20 protein-coding genes are annotated in these 25,529 nt (G+C 53.7%); 4 read left to right on the forward strand and 16 right to left on the reverse strand.

Translation table 11 applies throughout. The features are described 5' to 3' along the window. Positions 1-13: 13 nt before the first annotated feature. From SK3146_RS08770 to SK3146_RS08795, 6 genes are all read right to left on the reverse strand, one after another. Entirely contained in the window at positions 14-2,329 is a 2,316-nt protein-coding gene (locus SK3146_RS08770; RefSeq protein WP_249864715.1) for a helix-turn-helix domain-containing protein, read from the reverse strand. Between the two features lie 74 nt (positions 2,330-2,403). Beyond that, positions 2,404-3,282, reverse strand: a complete 879-nt coding sequence (locus SK3146_RS08775; RefSeq protein ID WP_249864716.1) for a carbohydrate ABC transporter permease — start codon at positions 3,280-3,282, stop codon at positions 2,404-2,406. Between the two features lie 18 nt (positions 3,283-3,300). Continuing rightward, positions 3,301-4,266 carry an ABC transporter permease gene (locus SK3146_RS08780; protein ID WP_249864717.1) on the reverse strand — a complete coding sequence of 322 codons (966 nt, stop codon included), beginning with the start codon at positions 4,264-4,266 and terminating at the stop codon, positions 3,301-3,303. Between the two features lie 98 nt (positions 4,267-4,364). Then, the gene (locus tag SK3146_RS08785) at positions 4,365-5,981 is read right to left on the reverse strand and encodes an extracellular solute-binding protein (RefSeq protein WP_249864718.1); all 1,617 of its coding nucleotides are present in this window, start codon (positions 5,979-5,981) and stop codon (positions 4,365-4,367) included. Between the two features lie 365 nt (positions 5,982-6,346). Then, a complete protein-coding gene (locus SK3146_RS08790; RefSeq protein WP_249864719.1) occupies positions 6,347-7,117 on the reverse strand; it encodes a sugar phosphate isomerase/epimerase family protein in 771 nt (256 codons plus the stop codon). 103 nt (positions 7,118-7,220) lie between these two features. Continuing rightward, on the reverse strand, positions 7,221-8,648 hold the full coding sequence (locus tag SK3146_RS08795) for a transposase (RefSeq protein ID WP_434006817.1): 1,428 nt from the start codon (positions 8,646-8,648) through the stop codon (positions 7,221-7,223). 184 nt (positions 8,649-8,832) lie between these two features. On the opposite strand from SK3146_RS08795, the gene SK3146_RS08800 reads away from it, so the two are divergent. Further along, positions 8,833-10,320 (forward strand): IS1182 family transposase, encoded by a 1,488-nt coding sequence (locus SK3146_RS08800; RefSeq protein ID WP_249861330.1) that lies wholly within the window; start codon positions 8,833-8,835, stop codon positions 10,318-10,320. A gap of 729 nt (positions 10,321-11,049) precedes the next feature. Here SK3146_RS08800 and SK3146_RS08805 read toward each other — a convergent pair. Further along, complete coding sequence (locus tag SK3146_RS08805) at positions 11,050-12,834, reverse strand: glycoside hydrolase family 36 protein (RefSeq protein WP_249864720.1); 1,785 nt, start codon at positions 12,832-12,834, stop codon at positions 11,050-11,052. 195 nt (positions 12,835-13,029) lie between these two features. Between SK3146_RS08805 and SK3146_RS08810 the strand changes: the two genes are divergently transcribed. Beyond that, positions 13,030-13,941, forward strand: a complete 912-nt coding sequence (locus SK3146_RS08810) for an AraC family transcriptional regulator (RefSeq protein ID WP_249864721.1) — start codon at positions 13,030-13,032, stop codon at positions 13,939-13,941. 134 nt (positions 13,942-14,075) lie between these two features. After that, entirely contained in the window at positions 14,076-14,537 is a 462-nt protein-coding gene (locus SK3146_RS08815; protein WP_249864722.1) for a DinB family protein, read from the forward strand. Positions 14,538-14,658: 121 nt separating this feature from the next. Here the strand turns inward: SK3146_RS08815 and SK3146_RS08820 are convergent, their stop codons facing one another. The 9 genes from SK3146_RS08820 to SK3146_RS08860 all read right to left on the reverse strand — a co-directional run bounded on the left by SK3146_RS08820 (position 14,659) and on the right by SK3146_RS08860 (position 24,250). Then, entirely contained in the window at positions 14,659-15,087 is a 429-nt protein-coding gene (locus SK3146_RS08820; protein WP_249864723.1) for a cupin domain-containing protein, read from the reverse strand. 95 nt (positions 15,088-15,182) lie between these two features. After that, on the reverse strand, positions 15,183-17,399 hold the full coding sequence (locus tag SK3146_RS08825) for an alpha-galactosidase (protein ID WP_249864724.1): 2,217 nt from the start codon (positions 17,397-17,399) through the stop codon (positions 15,183-15,185). A gap of 164 nt (positions 17,400-17,563) precedes the next feature. Beyond that, a complete protein-coding gene (locus SK3146_RS08830) occupies positions 17,564-18,184 on the reverse strand; it encodes a helix-turn-helix domain-containing protein (RefSeq protein WP_249864725.1) in 621 nt (206 codons plus the stop codon). A 52-nt stretch (positions 18,185-18,236) separates the two neighbouring features. Further along, positions 18,237-18,491, reverse strand: coding sequence for a response regulator (locus tag SK3146_RS08835; protein WP_249864726.1), 255 nt, complete (start codon positions 18,489-18,491; stop codon positions 18,237-18,239). Then, entirely contained in the window at positions 18,491-20,080 is a 1,590-nt protein-coding gene (locus SK3146_RS08840; protein ID WP_249864727.1) for a sensor histidine kinase, read from the reverse strand. Before SK3146_RS08840 ends, SK3146_RS08835 begins: the two co-directional genes overlap by 1 nt. A gap of 136 nt (positions 20,081-20,216) precedes the next feature. After that, on the reverse strand, positions 20,217-20,411 hold the full coding sequence (locus tag SK3146_RS08845; RefSeq protein WP_249864728.1) for a hypothetical protein: 195 nt from the start codon (positions 20,409-20,411) through the stop codon (positions 20,217-20,219). 175 nt (positions 20,412-20,586) lie between these two features. Then, positions 20,587-21,108 (reverse strand): GNAT family N-acetyltransferase, encoded by a 522-nt coding sequence (locus tag SK3146_RS08850; RefSeq protein WP_249864729.1) that lies wholly within the window; start codon positions 21,106-21,108, stop codon positions 20,587-20,589. Between the two features lie 116 nt (positions 21,109-21,224). Beyond that, on the reverse strand, positions 21,225-22,640 hold the full coding sequence (locus SK3146_RS08855; protein ID WP_249864730.1) for a carotenoid oxygenase family protein: 1,416 nt from the start codon (positions 22,638-22,640) through the stop codon (positions 21,225-21,227). Between the two features lie 263 nt (positions 22,641-22,903). Next, positions 22,904-24,250: an ABC transporter substrate-binding protein gene (locus SK3146_RS08860; protein ID WP_249864731.1), complete on the reverse strand. Its 1,347-nt coding sequence runs from the start codon at positions 24,248-24,250 to the stop codon at positions 22,904-22,906. A 346-nt stretch (positions 24,251-24,596) separates the two neighbouring features. Between SK3146_RS08860 and SK3146_RS08865 the strand changes: the two genes are divergently transcribed. Further along, a complete protein-coding gene (locus SK3146_RS08865; protein WP_249866238.1) occupies positions 24,597-25,358 on the forward strand; it encodes a DeoR/GlpR family DNA-binding transcription regulator in 762 nt (253 codons plus the stop codon). The last annotated feature ends 171 nt before the right edge of the window (positions 25,359-25,529 follow it).

Raw genomic sequence — 25,529 nt, forward strand, 5'->3', positions numbered from 1 at the left:
TTTATTATACCATTTACAGCGATTCCCGGTATTTTCCCGGCGTCGTCCCTTCGTACTTTTTGAATACCCGAATAAACCCGATATCGTTGGCGTAGCCGACCTGATTGGCAATTTGCGCAAAGGTCAGCTTCTTGTTCTGCATCAGCTTCTTCGCTTCGTCGATCCGCACTCTCGTCAAATAATCGGTTAAGTTCATCCCGGTCTGTTTTTTGAAAAAAGCGGATAAATACTGCGGCGTCAGTTGAAAATGCTCGGCAATGGTCGTCAGGCTGAGCGAATCGTCGCCGTAATGCTGCTCGATGTATTGCGCAATCCGTTCGGACAGCTGCCTGCTGTGGCCGCTGCGGCTCGCGTTCAAATAATGGCACAGCGCGAGGAACCAATCGCGGATTTGGACCTTCATCTCCTCGACCGTCGGACAGGAGGACAGCTCCTTCAAGGGGTCGAACTTTTCCCCGAACACTTCGCGATACAGCGGGTCCATCGGGTTAATAATTTTCCAAAGGGTGCTGACCATGTTGGTGAACAAGCTTCGGCCCAGCTCCGGCGTAATCCGCCGCTGGCTGAAATGCGCGTGGAACAAATTGCCGATCAGTTTATCGACATTGTCCACATCGCCGCTTTTGGTGAAATTGATCAGCTGAATTTCCGTTTCAATCGGATAATAGTAATGGCGGTCCGCCTCGGCGATTTCTCTGTAACGAATAATGGAGCTGTGGCCCCGGTACATTTTGTAATCCAGCGCGCTGAGCGCTTCGAAATACGATTCGCAGGCATGATCCATCCCTTCGTGGACATCTCCGATGGCAAGGGTAATATACGTCTTGAACCGCTGCTCGATCAGTTCCTTCAGCCGGGCGGCGATGACGTCAAGCTCCTTCTCCGCCTCCGCCCGCCGTTCCCGGTCGAAATTGACAAGCAGGGCGACGCGGTGCTGATCGAGCTCGACCGAATATCCCCATCCCCGCTCGCGAATCAATTCGTTGCCGATGTTGGAAATGATGAACCGGATCAGCGCCCACTGCCGCTCGGACTGATCGGTGCTAAACCTGCTGAAATCGGCAATGTCGATCAGCATCACGGCGAATACATCGGAGATGAGCCGGATGTCCATAAACTGCAGCGACTCTTCGGTCATCCGCGCGACGTCCACATGCCCGCGCACGAAGCGCGACAGAAAGCTCGCCTGAATGACGGGGGTCTGACGAGACAAAATATTCCGCAGCTCCCGTTCCTCATGAATGGTCATACGAATCGTTTCGCGGATAAATTCATACTCGTTGGACGGCTGCTTGGCTCGCGCCGGCTTTTCGCTTTGCAGCGCGCGCACGACGCCCCGCAGCGGAGCGTAATTGCGGTGCACCCAGAAGGTAATCGCCGCGCCGCCGCCGGCCAAGCAAATGAGCAGCAGCGTGATCATCCAATTTTTCAGCGTCTGGACCCGCTCCAGGTAGACATGCTTGGGCATCGTATGGACGTATTTCCAGCCGTTCTGTTCGGATACGGTATAGGAGAGCATCATCTCCTCGCCGTGATCCTTGTACTCGTAAGGAACGCCCTTCGTCGTCACCTCCTGTGAAATTTGGTTCCAGGGAAGCGCTTGACGCTCGTTTCCGACGATAAGACGGTCTTTCCGATCAAAGATATAAACCGAGCTTTGATAAGCCGACTCGATTTTGGACAGCATGCTGCGGACTTGACCCACGTCAAGCAAAATAACGAGCGCCCCGCGGATATCGTTCGGCTCTCCCAGGGGCAGCGTCTGGATGTATGTGATCGTATCGAGCGTTCCTGTCGGCGTTTCGTAAGTGGCAGGGGTATAATCCTTGTAATGCGGCCCCCCCAACAGTCCGCCGCGCCACGCTTCGAAGCTGGTCCCCACCGGCCGGTACAAACGCTGGTAGAGCACATCCGCCGTTGTTTTGGACGTCGGCATCAATACCGTGTCGTTGGCGCCGAAATAGACGTAATATCCGCTTATGAGATCGCTTACATTTTGGTAGCGGGACATATGATCCGATACGAATTCGACGAATTTGTAAGCGTCGGCCGTATCGGTATTGTCCGTATTGTTCATCAGCCATTGCAGCCGGGGATTCAAGGCGATCTGCTGGGACATCTGCTCGACATCCTTCAGCTTGCTGTCCAGCACTTGGCGGAGCTGCTCCAGCATCGCCAGATTCGCCCGGTTGGCGTTATCGGTCATAATCGTATTGGTCTTCGTGTACAGAATCGATCCAAGGGCAAGAGGAAGCAGGAAAACGGCCAGATAAGATAATAAAAGAGTGATGAAAGCGTTTCCGAGATGTATGCTTTTAATGCGCATCATGTTCCACCTCTCTCCGTTCATTCTTAATTATAGCTTATTCTGGAAGTGGTACCCGTTTTCCTGCTTCTCTTCAATCATTCTTTCAGCGCCCCGATCATAACCCCCTTAACGAAATATTTTTGCAAGAACGGATACAGCACCAGAATCGGAATGGTTGCGACCATAATCGTCGCATATTTGATCGCTTCGCCGATCGGCATTTTATCTACGCCGGAGGCGTCGGTCATCATATTATCCGTGCTGTTCGTAATGAGAATTTCCCGTAAAATGAGCTGCAGCGGATATAAATTGCGATCGCGCAAGTAAATCATCGCATTGAACCATGCGTTCCAGTGAGCGACGGCGTAAAACAGCACCATAACGGCCATAACCGGGATCGACAGGGGAAGAATGATGCGCCACATCACCGTCCATTCGCTCGCCCCGTCCATCTTCGCCGATTCCTCCAGACTGACCGGCACGGCCTGGAATGAAGTACGCATAATGATCAAATTCCACGTATTGATGGCGCCGGGGATAATCATCGCCCACGGCGTATCGACGAGCCCCAAATTGCTGACAAGAAGATACGTAGGAATCAGGCCGCCTTGGAAAAACATCGTAACGACGATCATAAACATGACTGCGTTCTTAAAAAATACGTTTCTTCTGGAAAGAAAATACGCTCCGAGCGCCGTCATCAGCAAATTAAAAAAGGTCCCGACAACGACATAAAATATGGTGTTGCTGTAACCGCTCAAAATGTTCGGATTGGCAAAAACGGCTTTGTAAGCGTCCAGGCTAAAGCCGTACGGCTTCCACAGCAGCCCGCGGTGCTGCGCCAGCAAGCCGGGATCGCTTAAGGAAGAAAAGGCTACGTATAAAAACGGATACAGCGTCAAGAAGCAAAGAACGATCATCACGGCCGCGTTCAAAACGTCAAACGATTTTTCGCCTAAAGTCGGTTTGTCCATCCTGCTGTTCCACCTCCGTTACCATAGTTTAGTCTCGCTTACCCGCTTGCTTATGCTGTTGGAGAGAATAAGCAGAGAGAACGCAATGACGGCATTGAATAAGCCTACCGCCGTCGTGTAGCTGTAGCTTGCTTCCAAAATCCCTTTGCGGTACACGAAAGTGGAAATGACGTCGGCCGTATCGTAGGTCAGCGGATTGTACATGAGCAAAATTTTCTCGCTGCCGACGGACATCATCGAGCCCATTTTCAATATCAGCAAAATAATAATCGTAGGCATAATCCCCGGAATCGTAATATGAATCATTTGCTTCCAGCGCCCCGCCCCATCGACTTTGGCCGCTTCATACAGGGTCGGATCGATACCGGACAGCGCCGCCAGATAGATGATGGAGCCCCATCCGACTCCCTGCCAAATGCCGGAGGATACATAAATGAAGCGGAACCATTCCGGTTCGGACAAATAAGACTTGGACGCAATGCCCAGCGTGGCAAGCAGCTGGTTCACAACCCCGTCCCTAGCCAAAAAGTCGACCAGCATCCCGACGATGACGACGACCGATATAAAATGCGGCAAATACGTGATCGTCTGAACGATTCTCTTGAAATATTGCCGGCGCAATTCGTTCAATAACAGCGCGAGCACGATCGGCGCCGGGAAACCGAAGATCAGCTCGTACACGTTGATCAGGAGCGTATTGCGGATTAATCTCCAAAAGTAGTAGCTGTTGAAAAATTCGACAAAATGATCGAAGCCGACCCAACGGCTGTTCCAGATGCCGTCGCCGGGACTGTAATCTTTGAACGCAATTTGCAAGCCGTACATCGGACCGTAGTCGAAAATTAAATAATACGCGATGACGGGCAGCACCATGATATATAAGAGCTTGTTGCGTTTCAGATCGCGTCCAATCGTGATCCATAGGCTCGGCTCGGAACGGCTCGGCTTGGCGACAGGCTTCGCGGCGGATTTGATCGTTTCCATACGGCTTCCCTCCTTCGCTTTGAATAAGCCGGAGGGATGAACGGCGGTTCATCCCCCGACAAGATCAGTTCATATGTCCATTCGCGGACAGGCGCCCATTAACGCTTGTTATATCTTTCCAATGCAGACTGTTCAATTTTGACCGCTTCCTGGATACCCATGCCCTCAATCGTTTTTACGTATTTGTCGAAGTTGTCCAGAGGCTCGGCTCCCATAATAAATTTGTTGAACATTTCGTCTTTAAACGTATTCACGTCGTTCATGATCGAAGCGAATTTGCTGCTCTCATCCGAAGTCGGCGTAACGGGCGGCAGCTTTCTTTCGTCGGTCGGTTCCGACCAGATTTTGATCGAATCCTTCTGTTCAGGCAATGCAGCATACTGCTCCATATATCGCTTGTCTTGCACGAAAGGACCGTTGAAGTTGGCGCGGACATGACGGGCCATCGCTTGCGCCATCGACATATCTTTCGGATTCATCACGTCGTCCGTATACGTCGGATAACCGTTCACCATTTTATAGGAGACGCCTTCTACGCCGAAATTGAACAGCATTTTACCTTCATCGCTATAAGCGTAATCGAGCCATTTGGCCGTCGCTTCCGGATTTTTGTTCGAGGTCGAGATGGCGGCGGCCACCCCGCCGGAGAAGTTATAAGTTCTTGCGCTCCACATCTTCTTGTCTCCCTTGTTGACGACCGGGAACGGTGCAGCGACAAGCTTGAAATCCGGAATTTTATTTTTCACGAGCGAGGTATAGTTGCCGATCCCCGAACCTGTGCTCATCACGGTCGCGAACAGCTGATTTCCCGTAACTTTCGCGTCTTTCAGCTTGCTGTCCGTGACGGCAAAGTCCGGATCGAGAAGCCCTTCCTTGTACCATTTGTTCATGACGGTCAGAAACTGCTTGTATTCAGGCTGAATCGGTCCGTATTTCACTGTGCCGTTGTCATGGTAAAAATCGTAGTTAACGCCGAACGAGCCGAGGAACGCCACGGAGCCTCCCATATCGCCTTTACTGATTAAGAGCGGGATTTCATCCGGCTTTCCGTTGCCGTTGAGATCGCTTTTCTTGATGGCAGTCAAAGTATTGTACCAATCGTCGATCGTTTCCGGCATTTTCAGGTTCAGCTTATCCAGCCAATCTTGGCGGAGCGCGATTCCGTTGCTGACCAGCAAGTAATCGTCGCCGCGCAGAAACGGAAATCCGTAGATGCTGCCTTCATCCGTCATGACCTGCTTTTTCCAGTTCGGGTTGGCGTCCAAAATTTTCTTCAAATTCGGCGCGTATTTGTCGATAATATCGTTCAGCTTAATAATTTTTTTATCTTTAATCGCTTTCTCGGGACCGCCGGGATAACCGGTCCAGCCGTACTCGATGACATCGGGCAAATCTTTGCCGGTAATCATAAGGTTGAACTGATCTTTCTCTTGTCCCACCGGAGGATGCTGGAAGGTTACATTGACCCCGGTTTTTTTCTGCAGCTCCTGATAAACCGTCATATCCCCGAAGCTTTTTAATGTAGCGGCGACGTTGCTTGCCAGGCCGACCCAGTACGTAAGCGCTTGCAATTTAGGCGGCTCTTGATTTTCCTGTTTGGCCGTTCCCTGATTTGCGGGAGCTGGACTGCCGCTGCTGCAGCCTGCGACGACCGTGATGGACAACAGTGCCGAGGTCCCTGCGGCTACCCATTTTTTCCGACTGATTTTTTTCATATACCCCTTTTACCTCCTTCAGAATATAGCAGAAGTTTGGCGAAATGCCGGCTTGCGGCAAAGGTATGATGCGATCAAAGATGCGTTTGGCCCAGGATGCTGTTCGCTGGAAATACCGGCGGCTTCGCTAACCTTATTGTTGCAGAGATTTCGTAACATGGAAACCGCTCAATTTAACCAATGATAAACTGAGGTTAATATTCGCCATTATCCGATATTAAGATCGGCTATCCCAAATTAAGATTGCCGTATTATCGGGCGTTGCGGGGCATTCGTTACGCTGCCGCAACGCAAAAAATCCCGTGCCGCTTGATCGTCAAGCAGCGCGGGATTCCCCTTCGCGCAAAATAATGATAAGGACTTGATTATACGCTGATAAGTCCGGTTTTCTGCAAATTGTTGAAGCTGATGGCAAGGCTTTCGAACGGATTGCGGTCGTAGCATTGATCCTGCTCCACCGCTCCCCATTCGACGCCGATTTCGTTGCAGGCTTTGAGAATGCGGTCGAAATTCATATTGCCCTCGCCTACTTCGGCGTAGCGCTGCTCGCGCTCTCCGGTGACGGCCATATCTTTCAGATGCACGACTTTCATCCGGCCGTTCACCTTGCGAATCCAGTCCGCCGGGTCGGCTCCACCGGCTTGTACCCAGTACACGTCGAGCTCGAAGTCGAATGCTTCGGGATCGGATTCCTCGAACAAAATGTCCATTCCGGTTCTACCGCCGAAATTCGCAAATTCGAAGCTGTGGTTATGATAAATGAACGTAAGTCCCGCCGCCTTAAGCTTGCGGCCGATCTCGGACGCTTCCTTGGCAAACGCCGAGTACCCTTCCGCGCTTGTCCGGTACTCCTGCGGCAAGCCGCCAAGTCCGACGTATCGGCAGCCCCATAATTGATGCTTCTCGATCACGGCGTCGAGCTGCTGGCTCAAATCGGCGTAGCTGATATGCGTGGCGCAAATCGAGAGCTGCTCGCGGTCCGCCAAATCCTTGAGCGCCTGATTGTCGATCGGGCCGACTCCGGACACCTGTACGGCGCGATAACCGATTTCTTTTACCTTTTTGAGCGTTTCGGCAATGTCTTCCGGGGTTTTCAGAAATTCTCGCAACGTATAGAGCTGAGCTGCAATTTTCAAAACGGGACATCTCCATTCGTTTTATAATGAGCAATCGCTTTCAATTACACTGTACCATAATTTACTTGCAAGCTCTAGAAGTGTGGTGAAAAAGTCCCTGTTATTACAAAATGAAGCCGTCAAAGTTACCAAAAAAACGGAACCCTGAGCATGTAGTGGAGCAAAGATACTGGGGACAGCCTGTTATCTTGGCGAGGACGGTGCAGGAAAGTGCACCGGCCCGTGGCCTTCTGGCTTTGAATCGGCACAGTCGCTTTAAATTCTGGACCATGGCCGTAAGTGTAGCTTGCTCTTGCATGCGATCAAGACCGCGGCTGCGGGCTCGATCGAGTCCATGTCTTCCTTTGGCCTCCGCAAAGGCATGTTCAATACGCGCACGTAGGGCTTGGATGTGCCGGTATGCACCATGACGCTGAATACTTTTTGCAAAATTGTAAGCCTGGATCTCCTTCTGTTTGAGACGGCGTTTGGCTTTTCGAACGGGATGCAATGCTCGGGTCTTGTAAACCGGGAATTCTTGCAGCTTGAGACTACGCAACCGGATGAGTGGGATGATGCCAAGTTCATGGAGCTGAACCAGATAGTCTGCTGACTCATACCCTTTATCTGCCGAAAGCGTTCGGATTTGGAGATGAGGATGACGAAATCGAATCGCTTGCACTTGCTTCAGGCTGACTTCTCTTTCTGCTGTACCGGATGCTAAAGAAGCCCGGGTGTCCAGGATCACGCCGGAGTGAACATCGATCAGATCATGCACCAAATAACGCAGATGAGCTTCCTGCCCTTTGCTTTTCTTATACAAACGGGCATCGGGGTCGCTGGTACTACGGTGCGTACGGTTGGAAAAGGTTTTGCCATGAAAATCTTCGTGAACAGCCTGTTCCTCTACCTCCGAATGATCGTTCCTCGTAGAGGGAGGTTTAGGGGCATCCTCCTTGTCGGTTTTCGTGTCTTCGGTATCCTCCTTGGCTTGGCGTACTAAATACGCCTCGATAGATTCGACAGGGGCCAGTTGGATTTCTGCCAAACTGTGAATGGACGCATTCGCGCGTACTTGTGTTCCGTCCACGGCCGCATCCATTTGCGGCTTAACGAGTCCTGCGATGATGCACTGGTCAACAATGTCGCGCATCAGGTCGTCAAACACCTGATGGTCCCGCCAAAACTTTCGGGTTTTCACCAGAGTGGTCCGATCCGGCAAGGCCAGCTCGGCTTCTTCGGGATGCAGAACGGCTTCAAAGTCGAGGCCGCAAAACCACAAGTAGCCCGCATGCATAGGCAGCAAATTGTACAGAGCACGCTCACTGTGGTTGAACAGATAACAAAGAACCATCAAGCGTAGCTGAAGTTCAGGATCGCTCACGGGACGACCCATATTTTCGGAATACAGAGCACGTGTACGTTCGTGAATCATGCTCCAATCAATAACACGATCCAGTTGACGAAGAAGATGGTTTTGGGGAACAAGCGCCTCCATCTCGACCATTTGAAATAGTCGAGGTTGGGTGCCTTGGCGTTTGGAAACTAGCATAAGTTTTGGCCTCATTTCTCATCGATCAGTTCCATTTATTTTACCATTTCTATTGTGTCATGACTGTACAATGCCACTTTTTCACCACGCTTCTAGGAGTCTGTCCGACGAAACAGGAAAAGCATAGTTTCGTCGCGAAACTTAACTGTAATCTGTTTATCTGGTAAAAAAGGGTGTGTGGTTTATGGCAAAATTTAAATCTTACTCCACGGAACAAGGTGAATTGTTTCCGATGTATTTGAGCGATTGGATCCCTGAAGATCATTTAGTGCGGCTTGTTAGCGACATCGTGGATCAGTTAGATCTCACGGTCATGACAAATCGGTATTCCCATCGCGGAGAAGAAGCCTATCACCCCGCCATGCTTTTGAAGTTATGGTTCTATGGCTATGCTACGGGTGTGTTCACCTCCCGGACCCTTCGTCAGGCTATGGATGAAAATATTCCTTTTCGTTGGCTATGTGGCGGCCATCGACCGGATTTCCGTACGCTCAGCGATTTTCGAAAGGATCACCTCGAATCATTACCGGGACTTTTCAAACAAGTGGTACACATCGCCATACAGCTAGGGTACGTGTCCCTCGGTCATGTCAGCATCGATGGTTCGAAGCTGAAAGCCCATGCATCGAAGCATAAGTCGATGTCGCGAGATCGGATGAACCAGGAAATCGAGCGTCTGGAAAAGGAAATCCGCGAAGCTCTCGAGCAAGCCGGCCAGATAGACGACCAAGAGAACGAAGAGCCCCTTTCGCTGTTGCCGGAATCGGTGACCAATCGCCAATCCCGACTTGAAAAAATCAGAGAGGCGCTCAGACAGTTGGAAACTCGCAAACCGGTAGAGGAATCGAAGACACCGGACAAAGATCAATTCAACTTTACCGATCCAGATTCCCAAATCATGGATACGAAAACCCAAGGCGTCATCCAAGGATATAATCCGCAAATTGCCGTAGATGCGGATCAGGGATTCATCGTCGGACTGCAGATGAACCCTAGCAGCAGCGACCAACACCAATTCCAGCCGGTGCTCGGTTCCATCCGCAACATAACGGGAAAGGTGCCCGAGAAAGTGAGTGCGGACGCAGGGTACTTTAGTGCGGACAACATTCAGGCGGCGACGAAGGCCGAGACCGACGCCTACATCGCGGCAACCCGTGAAAACAAGCAGCACGGGAATCCGTACGATAAAACCAACTTTACGTATATCCCGGAAACGGATACCTATGTGTGCCCAGCGGGACAAACGCTGATCCACAAGTACACATACTATGAAAAGGATCCTCAAAAAGCGACTCAATGGGTGTATATGAGCGATGCCTGCCTGACCTGCCCGTTTCAAAAGGACTGCGTTAAGTCCGGATCCGGTAAACGAAGGGTCAAACGCAATGAAGGCGATCCGATCCGAGAAGCCATGAGAACCAAAGTGCAAAGCGATGCCGGTAAAGACATTTACCGGTTACGTAAAGCCATCGTGGAACCCGCGTGGGGGCAAATGAAAGAATGTCAGGGCTTTCGTCAGTTTCACCTCCGTGGCGAAGATAAGGTTGAGGGTGAGTTCGTCCTTTTGGCTTTAAGCTATAATTTAAGAAAGCTTCATTCTGCCAGATATCCCAAACCATCCACGGTGTATAAACGGGAGAGGTCTGCCCAAAAACGTAAAAAAGCGGCGTAACTCCCACAAAGGCAAAGAAAGACACAGTGATTATACTCAAATCGTGATGAAAAATCATTTGAAAACCGAGTCTTACTCCGAAGGGACCTACAAAAGTAACTCCGTCGGACAGACTCCTAGGAGAGTGGTGAAAAAGTGACCGGAGGGTCGATAGAAAGTTGCCCGTCCCGGATTTCTTGAATAGTTAAGCCCGTGAAACGGGTGAAATCCGAAAACAAAAGCGAACGCTTCACTGCTTCAGATTGCTCTCGCTTGCTTCGCTCACTTTTTCACCACGTTTTTCATGCTCCAACGTACCCGTTTGGACAATGGCTTGGCTGCAAGCTAGGTTTTTACCAGCGAAAATGGCGTCTTCAAAACACTTCCCCAACCATCTTTCTCAGGGACGGCTAAGCGATCGAACAGTATTGGAAGGGAGCTGCAGAAGGTGTAGCCTCCGGAACCGAGTTTCTAATTGTAACGGACACCAGGGAGCTAAAGTCGTCACAAACAGACGCTTTTTAAACGTAACGGTCGCCACGGCGCTTACATAGCTCCGAATTGCTCAATAAGGCAGTTTTTTCAACAAATAGCTGCATCTGTGTCCGTTAGAAATCCAAAACGGTCGATAGGGTTTATATAACGGCCGCTGTGTCCGTTGCGAGTGTACTCCGGGGACAAAGGCGAACGCCGGCGCTTCTCCAGACTGCTCTGGCCGCTCGTCCGCTTGTTCCCGGATTTCTATCCCCTTCAGCTACAAGGATACAGCGCCAGCACCCGCGCCGAATGCGGCGGCATTCCCGTCAGCGTGAGGCGGCCTTCCCAAAAGCCCAACTCTTCCCCCGTCCAGAAGTCTTCCAGGCGTCCGGCACGATCAAGCTGAATCGTCAGATCGGATACCGCTTCCTCCCAGTTAAACAAACAGAGCAGCTGCCGGTCCGGCTCGTTCACCCTGCCTACGCGGAAGCTGTCGTCGTCGAACCGGGCGGCGATATTGCGAGTCGTCAGCGCTTTCTTCACGAGCTGCAGATTGCTCTTTGACATCGTCTGCATATCGTCGCCCGACAGTACCATTCCGCCGGAAGCGACGATATAGGCGGCGTGGAACATGAATTCATCCGGCGTTATGGAAGACATGCCTCGGCGCACCGTGCCGTCGGGATCGACGAGCTTGATGTTGCGGTTCTCCAGCACCAGGCAATCCGGGTCGTTCACCCACAGCCGGCCGTGCTGCCAGTTCCGGGAGAAGCCTTCCGCGGCGAGCAGGGCGAACACCGGCCATTTGCGGGAAATATCTCCGGTGACGCGCATGCCGTGAACCGTACCGAGCGACGGCCACATCGGCGCGTTGCAGCCGAGCAGGAAGCTGTCCGCTCCGGCTCCCTCCAGCACCGCTTCCATCCCCATGCGGTACGCCTCCACCTTGGTCGCCTCCGGTATATAGCGCCGGCCTCCGGGAAGCGCTCCCCACATATTCGCATCCAGCTTGAAGTAATGGCAGCCCCACTGCTCCCGCATCGTACGGAATACGCGGCGCAAGTAATCGCGGGCCTCCGGATGCGTTCCGTCGAGCATATACCAAGGCCCGTGCCGCCAGCCTCCGAACGAAATCCGGTTCGATGCGAGCGGCTTGTCCTCCTCGTCCCGGATGAACCAGTCCGGATGCTCGCGGAACAGCGCCGATTCCTGCTGAGCGATGAACGGAGCGACCCAGATCGCCGGCTCGAAGCCTTCGGCCTTGATCTGCTTGCACAGCTTCTCCATATCGCTGAACGATTGCCCCGGCGTAAGCCAGTCCCCCATGTATGCTTGATAACCGTCGTCGATCTGGATATATTTGAGCTGCGGAACCTGTTTGCCGATGGCGTGCAAATTATCGAATATATTTTGCTCGGTCACTGCAGGCCCGAAGCAGTACCACGAGCACCAGCCGGTCGGCACGCCCGGTGTCTCAAGCTTCGGATGATGCGCCTCGATGAGGGCCGCGAATTGTTCAAGGAGCGCTTCCCTGTCGCTTCCCGTAAGCAGGGCGAAGCTCTCCAGCTCACGGCTTTCTCCGGGCGCTACGATAAGTTCTTCGCCGTCGAGTACGACCTCGAAGCGTCCGGCGGCCAAACGAATTTCTCCCGTATGGCGGCGGCAGGACGTAAAGCCCATCAGCAAATGACGGGTCGGCTCCGGCGACAGCAGCACGAAATTATAGGCGGTAAAAAATCCTTCGGTGGCCGGGAGCTTGTAATGCTTGCGGTCGTCGAACTTACCGATCATTTTCGGCTCGCCGATCGTGCCGCCGTACTGGGACAGCATGCTGTAGCCTTCGCCATAAAATTTGGTATCTCCGCCGAAAGGCCAAGCTCCCTGGAATAAAACGATTTCCTTGACGGAGATCGGCTCGTCTCCCTCGTTAATCAGACGGAAGCTTGCCGTCTCCCCTGCCCATTCGGCAGCGACGCGGGCCCGCTCGCTTCTATTTCCGCCGGTTTCCCTAACCAAAGACGCGGCGGCTTGAATAAATTGGATTTCGCTGATCGTCATAACAGATGAACACTCCCATTAGCATAAATTTGATTTGACCGTGCTTATCCTCTACTATACCAACAGCGCTTCCCAACGGTTTATCCTTCAGTCTTGAATTTGCACGATTGGAGGATAAAATATTGTCTTGCCCCCCCTTTCGTGGTAGCATGGGCGATAACATCCACCGGACAAAAAAGACGAGGTGACGCATCGATGTCCGCAACGAGACAACCGCAGACGAAGACGGCCCAGCTGAACGAAATCCATTCGCGTATCGTAAGCGCCAACTTTTACCCGTTCAAGCCGGGGCAGCATGTCGGTCCGCGGCTTCCCTACGTCCATCTGTTCATCTACATTTCGGCGGGCAGGGGGACGATGAAGATCGGAGAGGACGTATGGGCCGCCGAAACCGGCGATTTGTACTATATTGCGCCCGGCGTATCCCATACGTTCATCGCCGCGCAGGACGATCCGATGGTCCACGCCTCCGTCTACGCCGATTTGCTGTCCCCCTCTACCCCCAAACAGAAGGGGGACCCGCAGCTCAATTGCCACAATGCGGGCGAGTACGACGTGTCGCTCTGCGCCGCACGGGTGCAATTCGCGGATGCGGACGGAATCGCTCTTCCCGTCCGGGTTCGGGCTCCGCGCGGCGCGGCCTGGCTGGAGCCTTATCTGGCGGTAATCGAGGCATATCCGGAACAAGGGATCGGAGACGATGCGCTGCTGCGCTCGTTGTTCGAAACGTTCCTCGTCCGGTATGTGCGGTTCGCCCGGAAGCCTTATGAGACCTGGTACGATCCGAGAATCGGGCGAATGGTCGATTGGCTAAGACATACGGAGACGGCGGACCCCTGCGTCAAGGAATGGGCGGGTAAGCTCGGCATCAGCGTCGCTTACTTGTACGAGCTGTTCCGCAAACAGACGGGGACGAGCCCGCAAACCTATTTGCTCAAGTGCCGGCTGGACAAGGCCAAGACCTATTTGCGCGAGACGAATATGCCGATTACGGAGATCGCCTATACGCTGGGCTTCTCTTCGCCGCATTATTTCGCGAGACAATTCGGCAAGCATGCTCAGGAATCCGCCTCCGAGTATCGCCGGAGGTTCAGAGGATTAAGCTGAAGTATACTCCCTGCTTCATATCTTGCTATAATGAGATGGCAGCCGTATGGGGCCAAGCAGAGCGTCCTCGTTCGCCGATAAGGCAGGATCGGTCGGCTTGATATTTTGCAATGACTAGGGAGGATGATGCACGGATGAGAGAATCCTATTTGTTCGGTTTGATCAACAGAGGAAGGGGTAAGCTGCTGGAACTGCTTGAAGCGTGTCCGGAAGCTCAGCGGGAGGAAGTGCCGCAAGGCTTTAACAATCACTTGCTATGGCAGGCGGGGCATCTCGTTACGGTAACCGACGGCATCGTGCTCGGTTTCTCCGGAGAGCCTTCCGCCGTTCCGGCAACGTACCGCGGCTTGTTCGGCAACGGGACCAAGCCCGCCGATTGGACCGGAGAACCGCCGGCTTGGGATACGCTCATAGCTCAGTTAAGAGAGCAATCAGGTCAGTTGGAAGCCGCCTTAAGCGGCAAAATGGATGCCCCGGTGAAGGAAAACTTCTTCAAAGCCGAAACCGTCGGCGAGCTGCTCCAGGCCGTTATGCTCCACGATAACCAGCATTTGGGCATGATCAACGCGATGCTGAAGGTGTTGAAACAAGGCTGAGGCCCCGGCTTCGGATAAGAAGGCATCGAGCCGCTTAGCGCGCGGCGTCGTTTCCTAAATGAACGGCAAAAGTCCTCTTTGCTCCGATCGGACAAAGAGGACTTCTTGCGTCATCCCCGGGTTATTCGGGGAGCTGGTTTTTATGGCGGGCCGGACCGGCATGGACCCATAATGTCACGATAGGGTCTTCCGTGCTGGAAATAAGATGATGATCCTCGCCCGGCTCGATCACGATAATATCGCCGGTTACGACCGGGTGGAAGGACTTGTCCACTTCCATCTCCCCTTTGCCCTGCGCGATGATAAACACTTCGCAGTCTTTGTGAACATGGTAATCCCGCCCTTCCGGGCCGTCATTCGTATGCGTGCGGAAGCCCGGCTTCTCAAAGGCCAGTCCTCCCGACGACAAATATTCCCCAGGCAGTATCCCTTGCAGAAAATGCCCTTCTCTCGTATCCTGCAAATCGGTTAACCTAAACTTTTTCAATACGGTTCGCTCCCTTAGAAGCGTGGTGAACAAGTCCGCTGCGGCGCCCATTTGATCCTCCAATCGCTGTTTTCTTAGGCGAACGCTAACGCTTTTCCAGATTCAAATGGCCCCTCCGCTCTTTTTTCACCACGCTTTTAGATATGATCTCGTTTGGCTTATTCCGCTTCATGCGCGGTGAGCCGGTATAAGCGGCTGCGGAAGTCGCCCTTCCACTGCGGGAGGTTCAGACCGATATGCATCAATTCATCCCCTCCGAAGACGGAGGCTTCCGCTGCGGCGCCGTCTACGTCAAGCACGCGGTAATCCTTGCCCGGGTCCAATCCCTTCAGACGCAGCTTGGACAGCGGCGCATTCGGCTTGGCCAGCACCTGGAAGAAGGCGACCAGCGCCTCCGTGCGATCCTCGGATACGAACATCCACCCCGTTTCGTTGCCCTCGAACGGGCTGAGCAGCCGGTAAAAGTCGCCGAACTGAATCAGCGGGCGAAGCTGCTTGTAAGCGGCCACCTGCCGGCGTACCGCCTCCTTATCCTCCGCCGTAAACTTCGTCAAATCAAGCTCGTAGCCGAAATTGCCCGACATCGCCACATGCCCGCGCATTTCGATAGGCGTCGTGCGGTGAACCTGATGATTCGGCACCGCGGATACATGCGCTCCCATCGTGCTGACCGGGTAGACGATGCTCGTGCCGTACTGAATTTTCAAGCGCTCCACCGCATCGGTATTATCGCTTGTCCACGTTTGCGGCATATAGTAGAGCATGCCCGGATCGAACCGCCCGCCGCCGCCGGAGCAGCTTTCGAATAAAATATGCGGAAACGCCGACGTAATCCGCTCCAGCACTTCGTACAGCCCCAGCATGTAACGATGCGCGGTCTCCCGCTGCCGGTCCGGGGCAAGCAGCGCCGAGCCGATCTCGGTCATATTGCGGTTCATGTCCCATTTCACATAGCGGATGGGACAACCGGCCAATATATCGGAGACGACCTTTACGATATAATCCCGCACATCCTGCCGGGAATAGTCGAGAATCAGCTGCCGGCGCGCTTCCGTCCGGCGCCGCCCCGGAACATGCAGACACCAGTCGGGATGAGCCCGGTACAGCTCGCTGTCCGGTGAGACCATCTCCGGCTCGAACCAGAGACCGAATTGCAGACCCAGCCTGTTCACTCTCGCGGCCAAATCCTCCAGCCCTTGAGGCAGCTTGTTCTTGTCGACGAACCAGTCGCCGAGCGAGCAGTTGTCGTTATCCCGCTTGCCGAACCAGCCGTCGTCGAGCACGAACAGCTCCAGGCCCAGCTCCTGACCGGCTGTGGCGATCTCCTCGATTTTATCGGCGTTAAAATTGAAGTAGGTCGCTTCCCAGTTGTTCACGAGAACCGGCCGCGTGCGGTCGCGGTATTCGCCGCGGCACAGCCGCGTCCGGTACAGCTTATGATAAGTGCGCGACATCTCCCCGAGTCCTTCGCCGGAATAGACGAGCACCGCCTCCGGCGTCTGGAACGATTCCCCCGGCTCCAGCAGCCAGCTGAAATCGAACGGATTCACGCCCATGACGACGCGGGTCGTGCCGTACGGATCGATCTCCGCCTGCGCCAGGAAGCTGCCGCTGTATACGAGACTGAAGCCGTAGGCTTCGCCGTGATCCTCGTCCGCATCCTTGGACAACAGCGCGACGAACGGGTTCAAAGAATGGCTGCTCGCGCCCCGGCGGCTCTCGATCGTTGCGCCTCCGGCGGTAAGCGGGCGTCGCTCGATATGCCGCTCTCTCGCCCAGGAGCCCGACAAATGCAGCATGTCGAAGTTCGGATGCGGAAAATCGACGCTCATGCTGAGCGCCCTTAAAAGGCGCAGCTTGCCGCCGCCTTCGTTGATGTAGCGCACCGAACGGGCTACCGCATTGAAATGGCGGAATACGGTATAGGTAACGACCGCCTTCAGCCCGATCAGCTTGTCCGTCAGCACGATATCCAGACTATCCGCCTCGTCCTCCCGCTCGACATAAGTCGCCGGAAGTCCGGGAAGCTGCGGCTTGCCGGGGTAAATGCGATGCGATTCATAGATCAGCTCGCTGACCGTCGTTCCGTTCTCCAGCTGAACCTGGTAGGCGGGCACCCGGAAATCGCTTCCGCCGTAAGCCGGCAGCTCCTGCGGCAGCGTGTCGAGCGATAAGCTGAGGTCGTCCGGATCGGTAGACGGCGTGAACGAGCAGCGCTCGCGTCTTGCCAGCAGCCCTCCCGGATTCGTTCCGCGCACCTTGCGGCCCCAGTGGATATGGGCGATATATTTGGATCGGACGATTTGCATCACATAGCTTGCGCCGGCGGCTTGCAGGTGAAACGTTTGCGAAGCCGGATCGAATACGATACTCATGACAGCCTCCCTATTCGTACAGGTTTTTCAGCTCTATTATAGCTTCGCTTCCCTCCGGCGAATATGGACAAAACCCATTTTCATATGGACGAATTTATGTTTTTATCGCAGGGCGCCGGTTGATGCCCGCCTCTTAACGATAGTCCTTCGGGCTCACTCCGACGTTATTTTTTGAATATTTTGGAAAAATAAGTGCGTTCTACGTAACCAAGCTTGAACGCGACGAGCTCGATGTTGTCCTGTTTGCTTTTCAGCAGATGGCAGGCGATTTTCATCTTGTAACGATGCACGTAGTCGGTGAAATTCATTCCTGTCTCCAGCTTGAAATACCGCGACAAATAGCTCGGATTCAAGAACAAATAATCGGCGATGTCGACGAGCGAAATGTTATCCGACAAATGCTCGGCGATATAATGGTCGATCTGCTGCAGCTTGGCCTTCCTCTCGATGACGGCTTCGCGGTTCGCTTCATAGAGCTCCTTCACCTTCGTCTCCATCAGATCCATCGTATCGCTCAGCCGCCGGCTCTTCAGCAGGCAATCGTGAAAGCCGTCATCGCTGTGCCGATCGCTCTCCAGCTCCAAGACTCTGACCCACTGCGAGCATTTGGCGATAAGCTCTCCCGGGTCGAGCTGCAGCTTGATTGCTTTGCGCTTCATTTCGTCGAGAGCTTGCCGGATGGAGCTGTCGTCCCTGTCCTTGTACGCCTTCAGCAGGCGGTTCCATTCGTCTCCGAGCGCCCCGGTCACATCAATCGACCACAGCTTGCCTTCCTGCGCAGGCATCGGTCCGAACGAAAGATCTTCATAATAGGCGGCGCGGTTCCACTGCTTCAGCTCAGGTCAGAAAGAGCAGCCGGATTTCGGGCTTCATCCGCTTCAGCTCGGCCGCCAGCTCCAGACCGTCCATCTGCGGCATGCCGATATCGGTAATGACCAGATCCGGATTCGCCTCGCGAAACAGCTGCAGCGCCTTTTTCCCGGAATGCGCCGTGGCGACGATCTCCATCCCCATCGTTTCCCACGCGACCAGCTTCACCAAATATTTAATCATCGGCACGTCATCGTCGACGAGCATCACTCTCAGCCTCATTATAACTCCCCCTTGCCGCTTATCGATGGTTCGAGCCCGCTCCCGAGCGGAATGACCATCATCACGGTGACTCCCTCGTATTCATTGCGCAGCAGCTGCATGGACGCTTGAGACCCGTAAGTGATACGCAGACGCTGAAGCACATTTATCAGCCCCACCCGCTTATAAGAGCCGAAGGTCTGCTCATCGGTCCGGCTGAGCCATGCGTTCATTTCCGCCAGCCGTTCATCGCCGCATCCCGCACCGTTGTCCGCAATCCGGATGCGCAGCTTGTCCCCCAGAAGCTCCGATTCGAGCTCGATCCGCGGGCGCTCCGCCTGTTCGGCAAAGCCGTGGACGAACGCATTCTCCACCACAGGCTGAAGCAGCAGCTTCGGCAGATCGACGCCCTCCGTCTCCGGCGCCAATCGCACCCGGAAATCCAGCTCGATATCGCTGCGCATCTGCATAATATCGACATAGTGGGCGAGCAGCCTGCACTCGCTCTTTAAGGTGGACGGCTCGTTAAACTTCATATAAGCCCGCAATAAGCTCATCAGCGAATCGATTTTTTGGCTGTGGAATTCATCGTCGTACAAAATCAGATTGCATTTGATCGAATTCAGCGTGTTTAGCAAAAAATGCGGACGAATCTGGGAAAATAAAGCTTGAAGCTCCATCACCCGCTTCTGCTCCTGCTCATGCTCGATATCGGCGATCAGCCGGTTGATCTGCTCCAGCATCGTATTGAGCGTCCGCCCGAGCTCGGCGATTTCGTCCTTGCCGTCCTCTTGGAAGCGGATGGTGCGGTTGCCGTTGCCGAACTGCTTCACGCCGAGCTGCAGCTTGCGGATCGGACTGTGGAGGCGTCTGGCCATCAGGATCGAGATCAGAAAAAACAACAGGAAAAACGGAACGACCAGCAATAACGAAATATAGAACGTCCGCGAAATTTCGCCGGTCACTTCTTTTCGCGGCGTTTCATAGACAAGCTTCCAGCCGGACTTCTCGATCGCCATCTCGTTTCTGACATTCTGCGGCTCGGCGTGACGGGACTCGAAGAATACCGTATCATCTCCCGCGATAAGCGTTCCGTCCGCATCGTACAGCGCCAGCTTGCCCGTCTGAATCTGGTCGAACAGCTTCGCGAAATAAGCGTGCGGAATCGATATATACAAGGTGGCCAGCAGCCCGTTATCCGTCGGATCGCGCAGCACCCGCGAAACGTAGTACACCGACTTGCCCCCGTCGGGCCCGGCCGCTACCGTTCCGAGCCACTGCAGCCGGCTTCGCTGCTCGTAATCGACGCAGTCCTTCACGATGCTCCAATGCTGCCGCACCTGCTCCGGGGAGATGTCTCCGCCGTCGAACGACTGGATAATAAAACCTTCGTTATTCACCAGAAACATCAAAATATCGGTATTCATCGTTTTGGCTATGACAAGACTGAAAAAGTCCTTAATCTGCTGATACGTCGTCAAATCCGCATAATTGGTAATCCCTTTGGCGGCCGTAAAATTTCTCAGCTCCTTGCGGACATTGGCGTCCTGCACGAAGAAATTGGAGGCGTAAGTCAAGTCGTCGATCATCTTCGCAATATCCTTCGACATAACCGAAACGACCGACTCGTTAGTCAGCTTGACTTTTTCCTTGACCTTGTTTTGCGTAACCGAATGGCTGATGACGCCTGCACGGGGCCCTATACCTGGTTATTTCGTATTTTGTTTAATAATTTTGCTTGCTTCGTCAGAGCCCCCCGACCAGGTTCCAGTCGCATAAGCTTAAATATAAGGAAAAGACGATCGGAAACACGCCGAGCACCAGCATCCCGAGAAATTCCGGGGCCAGAAACAACCATCCGATCGCGGCGTCCTTCCTCGCGGTATTCCAAAATTTCCGGGGCCGAACGACGCCCCGGGCTCCCACTTCCGTTTTGTTCATTTCCAAGCTGTTCACCTCATTTATATTAATTGCCTGGATATAACTATAAAAGGTTTGCCCCGGTTTGCACGCTCAAGATTTTTACCCGTTTGTGCACTATTTTTACCTTTGGGGTCCGGTCGGCCCGAGTGCGCCGCCTTGCCGCAGAACTCTGACAAAAGAAAGACGGAGCCGCCTAGTTCAGGCGAAGCTCCGTCGGAATGATCTTCTCAAAGCAGCGGTACGGATGTTTACGGAATGGATACCGCACCTCTCCTACGCTGGTGTAACCGAATTTTTCATACATGCCGATCGCGGCGGGGTTGGCCGAATAGGCGCCCAGCCGGATGCTCGTGTACGGCTGGGTCAGAGCGGCGGCTTCCGCAAACTGCAGCAGCTTTTTGCCGATGCCCCTACCTTGATACGCGGGGTGAACCGCCAGCCGGTGGATGACCATCGGATGGCCCGAACGGTCCTGCCACGGCAGTCCTTCGTATTCCGTGCTCTGCTCGTCATTGACCGCCACGGCGCCGATCCATTGCCCTTCATGCCGAATGCCGTATAAATGGCCGTTTCGCAAATCGTTGTGGAACACCGGCTTCGTCGGATAATACTGATCCCATTGATCGATGCCGTTCTCCCGCATATGGCGGGTCACTTCTTCATACAGCCCGGAGATAGCTTCGAGATCCTCCAAGCCGGCTTTCACGATATTCATAGCGTCTGCCTCCTCCAAGAGTTGTCGTATATGATCAGATCGCTGTTGTCCCCAAAGTCGAACGCTTACGCTTTTCCAGATTCAAATGGCCCCTCCGCTCTTTTTTCACCATGCTTCTAAGCATGACGGAGAAACAATTCCTCCGTGAACATGCCGTGAAAGCCGAACGGAATATGATGCGGCACATGGACTCTGCCGATTTCCGTAAAGGTGCGGGCATCGAGAAGCAGCAGGAACGAATGGCCCTTTTTGCCGTCCAGAATGACCGAAACGACGACGCCGTCATCTTCGCTCAGCGCATTGGGCTTCTCGATAAAGATCGGCTCCCCCGGATAGCAGTCCGGTTCAAACCAGATTTTGCTCTCGCCCTGCACGACGTCCGCTTTGACCAGCTGATTGGAGTATTTCTCCATCCGCTGCTTGTTCATGCTGATGCCGTATGCGTAGCGGTATGCGCGGCTAGCTCCCCGAGCCTGATTGATCGTCGGCAAATCCATCGATTCGCCGGCGAGCAGAACGCCGGACGCGGTGCCGCCCGACACCGGCAAGCGATACCGGCGGAGCTCGGTTCTCGGCGATGCGGGAGCGTCATCCTTGTTCGTCAAATTGTCGACCTGCAGCTCCCCGACCACCGAAGCGGTCGCCGACGCGCAAATGTCGAGCATAATGTCTCCGTTACCGGCTTCGTAAGCATTCACGTGATGGAAGGAGAAGAACGGCTCGGCTTCATACGTTTTTACCAAAGCGCCGTTTGACTTGCTCACTACATAAAAGCGCGTGCCCCGCTCCGGCTTCCATTGAAAATTGTCGATGAACGACTTGCCGCTCGTCATAAGCTCCAGCGGATTCACGACGAACGGGAACTCCGCGATAATGACGTAGCGCTCGGTAACCGCAAAGCTGTGAATATAGGAAGGCTCCAGCGTCGGAACCGAGCCGATTCTCTCCTTGCGCGTAGAATGAGGAGCTATCGAATACAGATGATATTGGCTGACGGCGCCGAACTCGATGGTGAAGTTGATATGGCGTCCCGTCTTCCAATCAATATGCGGATGCGCCGTCGTAAACTGCCCCGGAAATTCGCAGTGAAAATCGAATACTCCCATCGTGTCCAAGGTGTACGGATCGAACTCCACCACGTCGGGCGTCTCCGTCATCGCCACGAAATGGCCGTCGATTTGCGACACGTTGACGTTCGCATTGTGATCCTTCACCGTCTTCTGCCCGGCCGCCGTTCCGAAGCCCGATCCGAGCACACCGGTTTCCTGCGCCCGACGATAAGCGTTCGTCCGCAAATATTTGTTCCAGTACATGACTTCGGAATCGCGGAAGGTGAATTTGTGCAGCATGGCCAAGCCGTCGAACCAGTGCGTATGCCATCCTTGCTGCGTCGAGAACTTCGCCGGACCGTTGCGAAACAGCGTTCCCGACAGCCAGCCCGGCACCGAGCCGGTAACGGGAAGACGGCATCCGTGCACTTCCTGCTCCAAATTGGTAAAGCCTAATTGAAACATCGGTTGTTGACTCATCATAATAACCTCCTAATAAGTTCCCCGGATTGGATGCGGTCGTCTGTTCATGAGTTTGGCTCCTTCATCGTTCGTGCCAGCGTAAGTAGATTATCGATACCGACCGTCGGTTTGTTTATGCTTTTATATTACGTACCTACCGTCGGTATGTCAATATGTTTTTTCATCATTTATTCTTTCTGCCCGTCCTTTTTCCGCGCGAACTCCCTACCGTTCGCACAAATGCCAACAAGCCGCGCGGCTGCGCGGCTTGTTCAGCGTCGTCGTTATTGAGTGGTTTTCATCTCTTGAATATATTTATCCGCCTTTTCGTTCGCTTCTCTGAGCGCGGTATTGATGTCTTTGCCGTCGTTGATCATCGATTTGATGCCTTCCTTTAGGAAGGAGTACGACTTGACGTCATAAGCGGTCGCTTCAGGCAAAGGGGCCGGCTTGACGGCAAAGATGCCGAGCAGGTTTTTGCCGTCGTACAGCTTGGCGTCGGCGGCAAACTGATTGCGCACGGAAGCGTCGCTTAGAATCGTCAGCCGGCTGCCCGACCGATTCATCGCGAGCTGTGCTTCATTGCTGATCATACTTTCGATAACGGCGTAGGCGGCTTTTTTATTGCTGCTGCCCGGAGGCACCATAGCCAGGTGGAAGTCGATTTCGCGCCCGAGCCCCGGCTTGTCGTCGAATGACGGGAACGAAACGACATCCCAGTTAAAATCTTTGCCAGGCTCCTTCAATTGCGGCAGGCGCGCGGTCAGTGCCGAAATCCAGTAAGGGAACATCGCCACCTTCTGGTCCTTCAAAAACGCATCGATGCCGTACGTATACTTTTTGTTCGAATCGACGATGCCTGGAATGTCATAGAGCTGGCGGTACAAGCCGAATACCTTTTGGTACCCTTCGGAAGTCAGCACCGCCTTCTCCTGCTTCTCGTCCACGACAGGCAGCGAGTAAGCGCGGGTCAACAGCTGCGGGTCTCCCATATCGAACCCGATATATTGATTGCCCTGATCCGTCCGGGTGACTTGGCGGGCAAGCTCCAAAACTTGGCTCCAGGTCATTCCGTCCTTCGGATAAGGAACGCCGAATTTATCGAAAATATCTTTGTTGTAAGCGACCACGCCGTAATTCATCGCATACGGAATGCCGTACAGCTCTCCGTTTTTGCCGAATGACTTCAGTACATTGACCGCTTCCGGCTCGAATTTGCTCATATCGATGCCTTGACTTTTGACGAAGCCGCTTAAATCGGTGCCGAGCCCGAGCTGCAGCACATCATGCAAATAATAGTTGCTGGTCGCAATAAAATCCGGCACTTCGCCCGCGGCAATCATTTTATCCAGCGTCGTTCCTTTGATCAGCTCTAGGGTAATATTCGGGTATTTGGCGCGCAGGGGCGCTCCGACGAGCGTTTCCAGATCGGCATCGCTCAATATGCCCGCATTGTGGGAATAAAACCGCAGAGTGACCGGCTCGTTATTATACCGATCCTCTTTCGCCGACTCGGCCGTATTGTCGCTCGGGCCGGTCTTGCTGCCGCTTCCTCCGCTGCAGCCGGCAAGCAGAGCAGCTCCCAGCACAGCCATCAGCGCCATTAGTGTAAACGCTTTACTTTTTCTCATGGACAACTCTCCTTTAGCTTCGAATTGGGTCCGCGCTCCGTCGTTTGCATGCCCCCTTCTTGGGCGGCTTCGATGGGAAGCAAGCTTCCGACCATTTTTATATACGCTCGTTTTTGCTTCTTGTTGTTCATTTGTGATCAAATTCATTTTTATACTACAAAGAGCCCGCTCTCGGTGTCAATATGCCCCAGCAGCCAAACTGCCTTGACAATGGCCGATTTTCTCATTAATCTTAAAAGAAGTAAAGTTTCTAAAAAAATGATAATACGCAGAAATGAACATATACGAACCGAATCGTCGCCGGATGCGACGAACGAATATTTTTTACAATGAGGAGGTCATAATGATGCTCGCTGCCGAACGCAAGCTGCGCATAGTCGAATGGGTCAAACAGAAGCAAGTCGCCTCCGTAGCCGCCCTGGCTCAAGAATTTCAAGTGCACGAGGCAACGATACGCCGGGACTTGGCGGAGATTGAACAGGAAGGGCTGTTGAGACGGACCCACGGAGGAGTCATCCTCGACCAGGGGGCCAACGCCGAGCCTTCGTTTTCCGAGAGGGTCAGCGATCAGCTCGACCAAAAAGACCGGATCGGCAAAAAAGCCGCCTCTCTTGTCGAGGACGGCGATCATATTATTATCGATTCGGGGACTACGACGGTCCATATCGCGCGGCACTTGGTCAACCGCTCCAACATTACCGTGGTGACCAACGATATGAACGTTGCCGCGGAGCTGCGCGACGCTTCCGGCGTCACGGTCATCGTCACGGGAGGCACGCTGTACCGCTCCAGCTACATGCTGAACGGCATGTATACGGATTCGGTACTGGAAAAGCTCCATGTGCAAAAAGCGTTTCTCGGCACGCCCGCCATTCATCCGGCGCACGGGCTCACTCATCCCGAAGCGGAGCTGGTGCCGGCCAAGCAGGGCATGATCCGCTGCGCGCAGGAGATTATCGTCGTCGCCGACGATACGAAAATCGGGAAAGTGTCGCTGCATACGGTCGCGCCGGTGTCCAGCGTACACACCTTCATCACCGGATGCGAGGCGTCCGAGCTGCAGATCAGGCTGTTTCAGGAAGCCGGCGTCCGCGTGCTGACCGTGTAGCGCCCGGCGAAGCGCCGCTCGAGACAATGTTTGGTCATAACCGAAAAAAAGATGCTCGGACGCTTGCTCCCCGGCATCTTTTTTGCTTTTATTATGGCGAATGAATAATGACTGCCTATTTTGCCGATAGCGCTGCTTCATTACTGTCATTTTACATGCTACGCGGTTCAT

Source organism: Paenibacillus konkukensis (genome assembly GCF_023523925.1).
In the GTDB taxonomy this organism is placed as follows: Bacteria; Bacillota; Bacilli; order Paenibacillales; family NBRC-103111; genus Paenibacillus_S; species Paenibacillus_S doosanensis.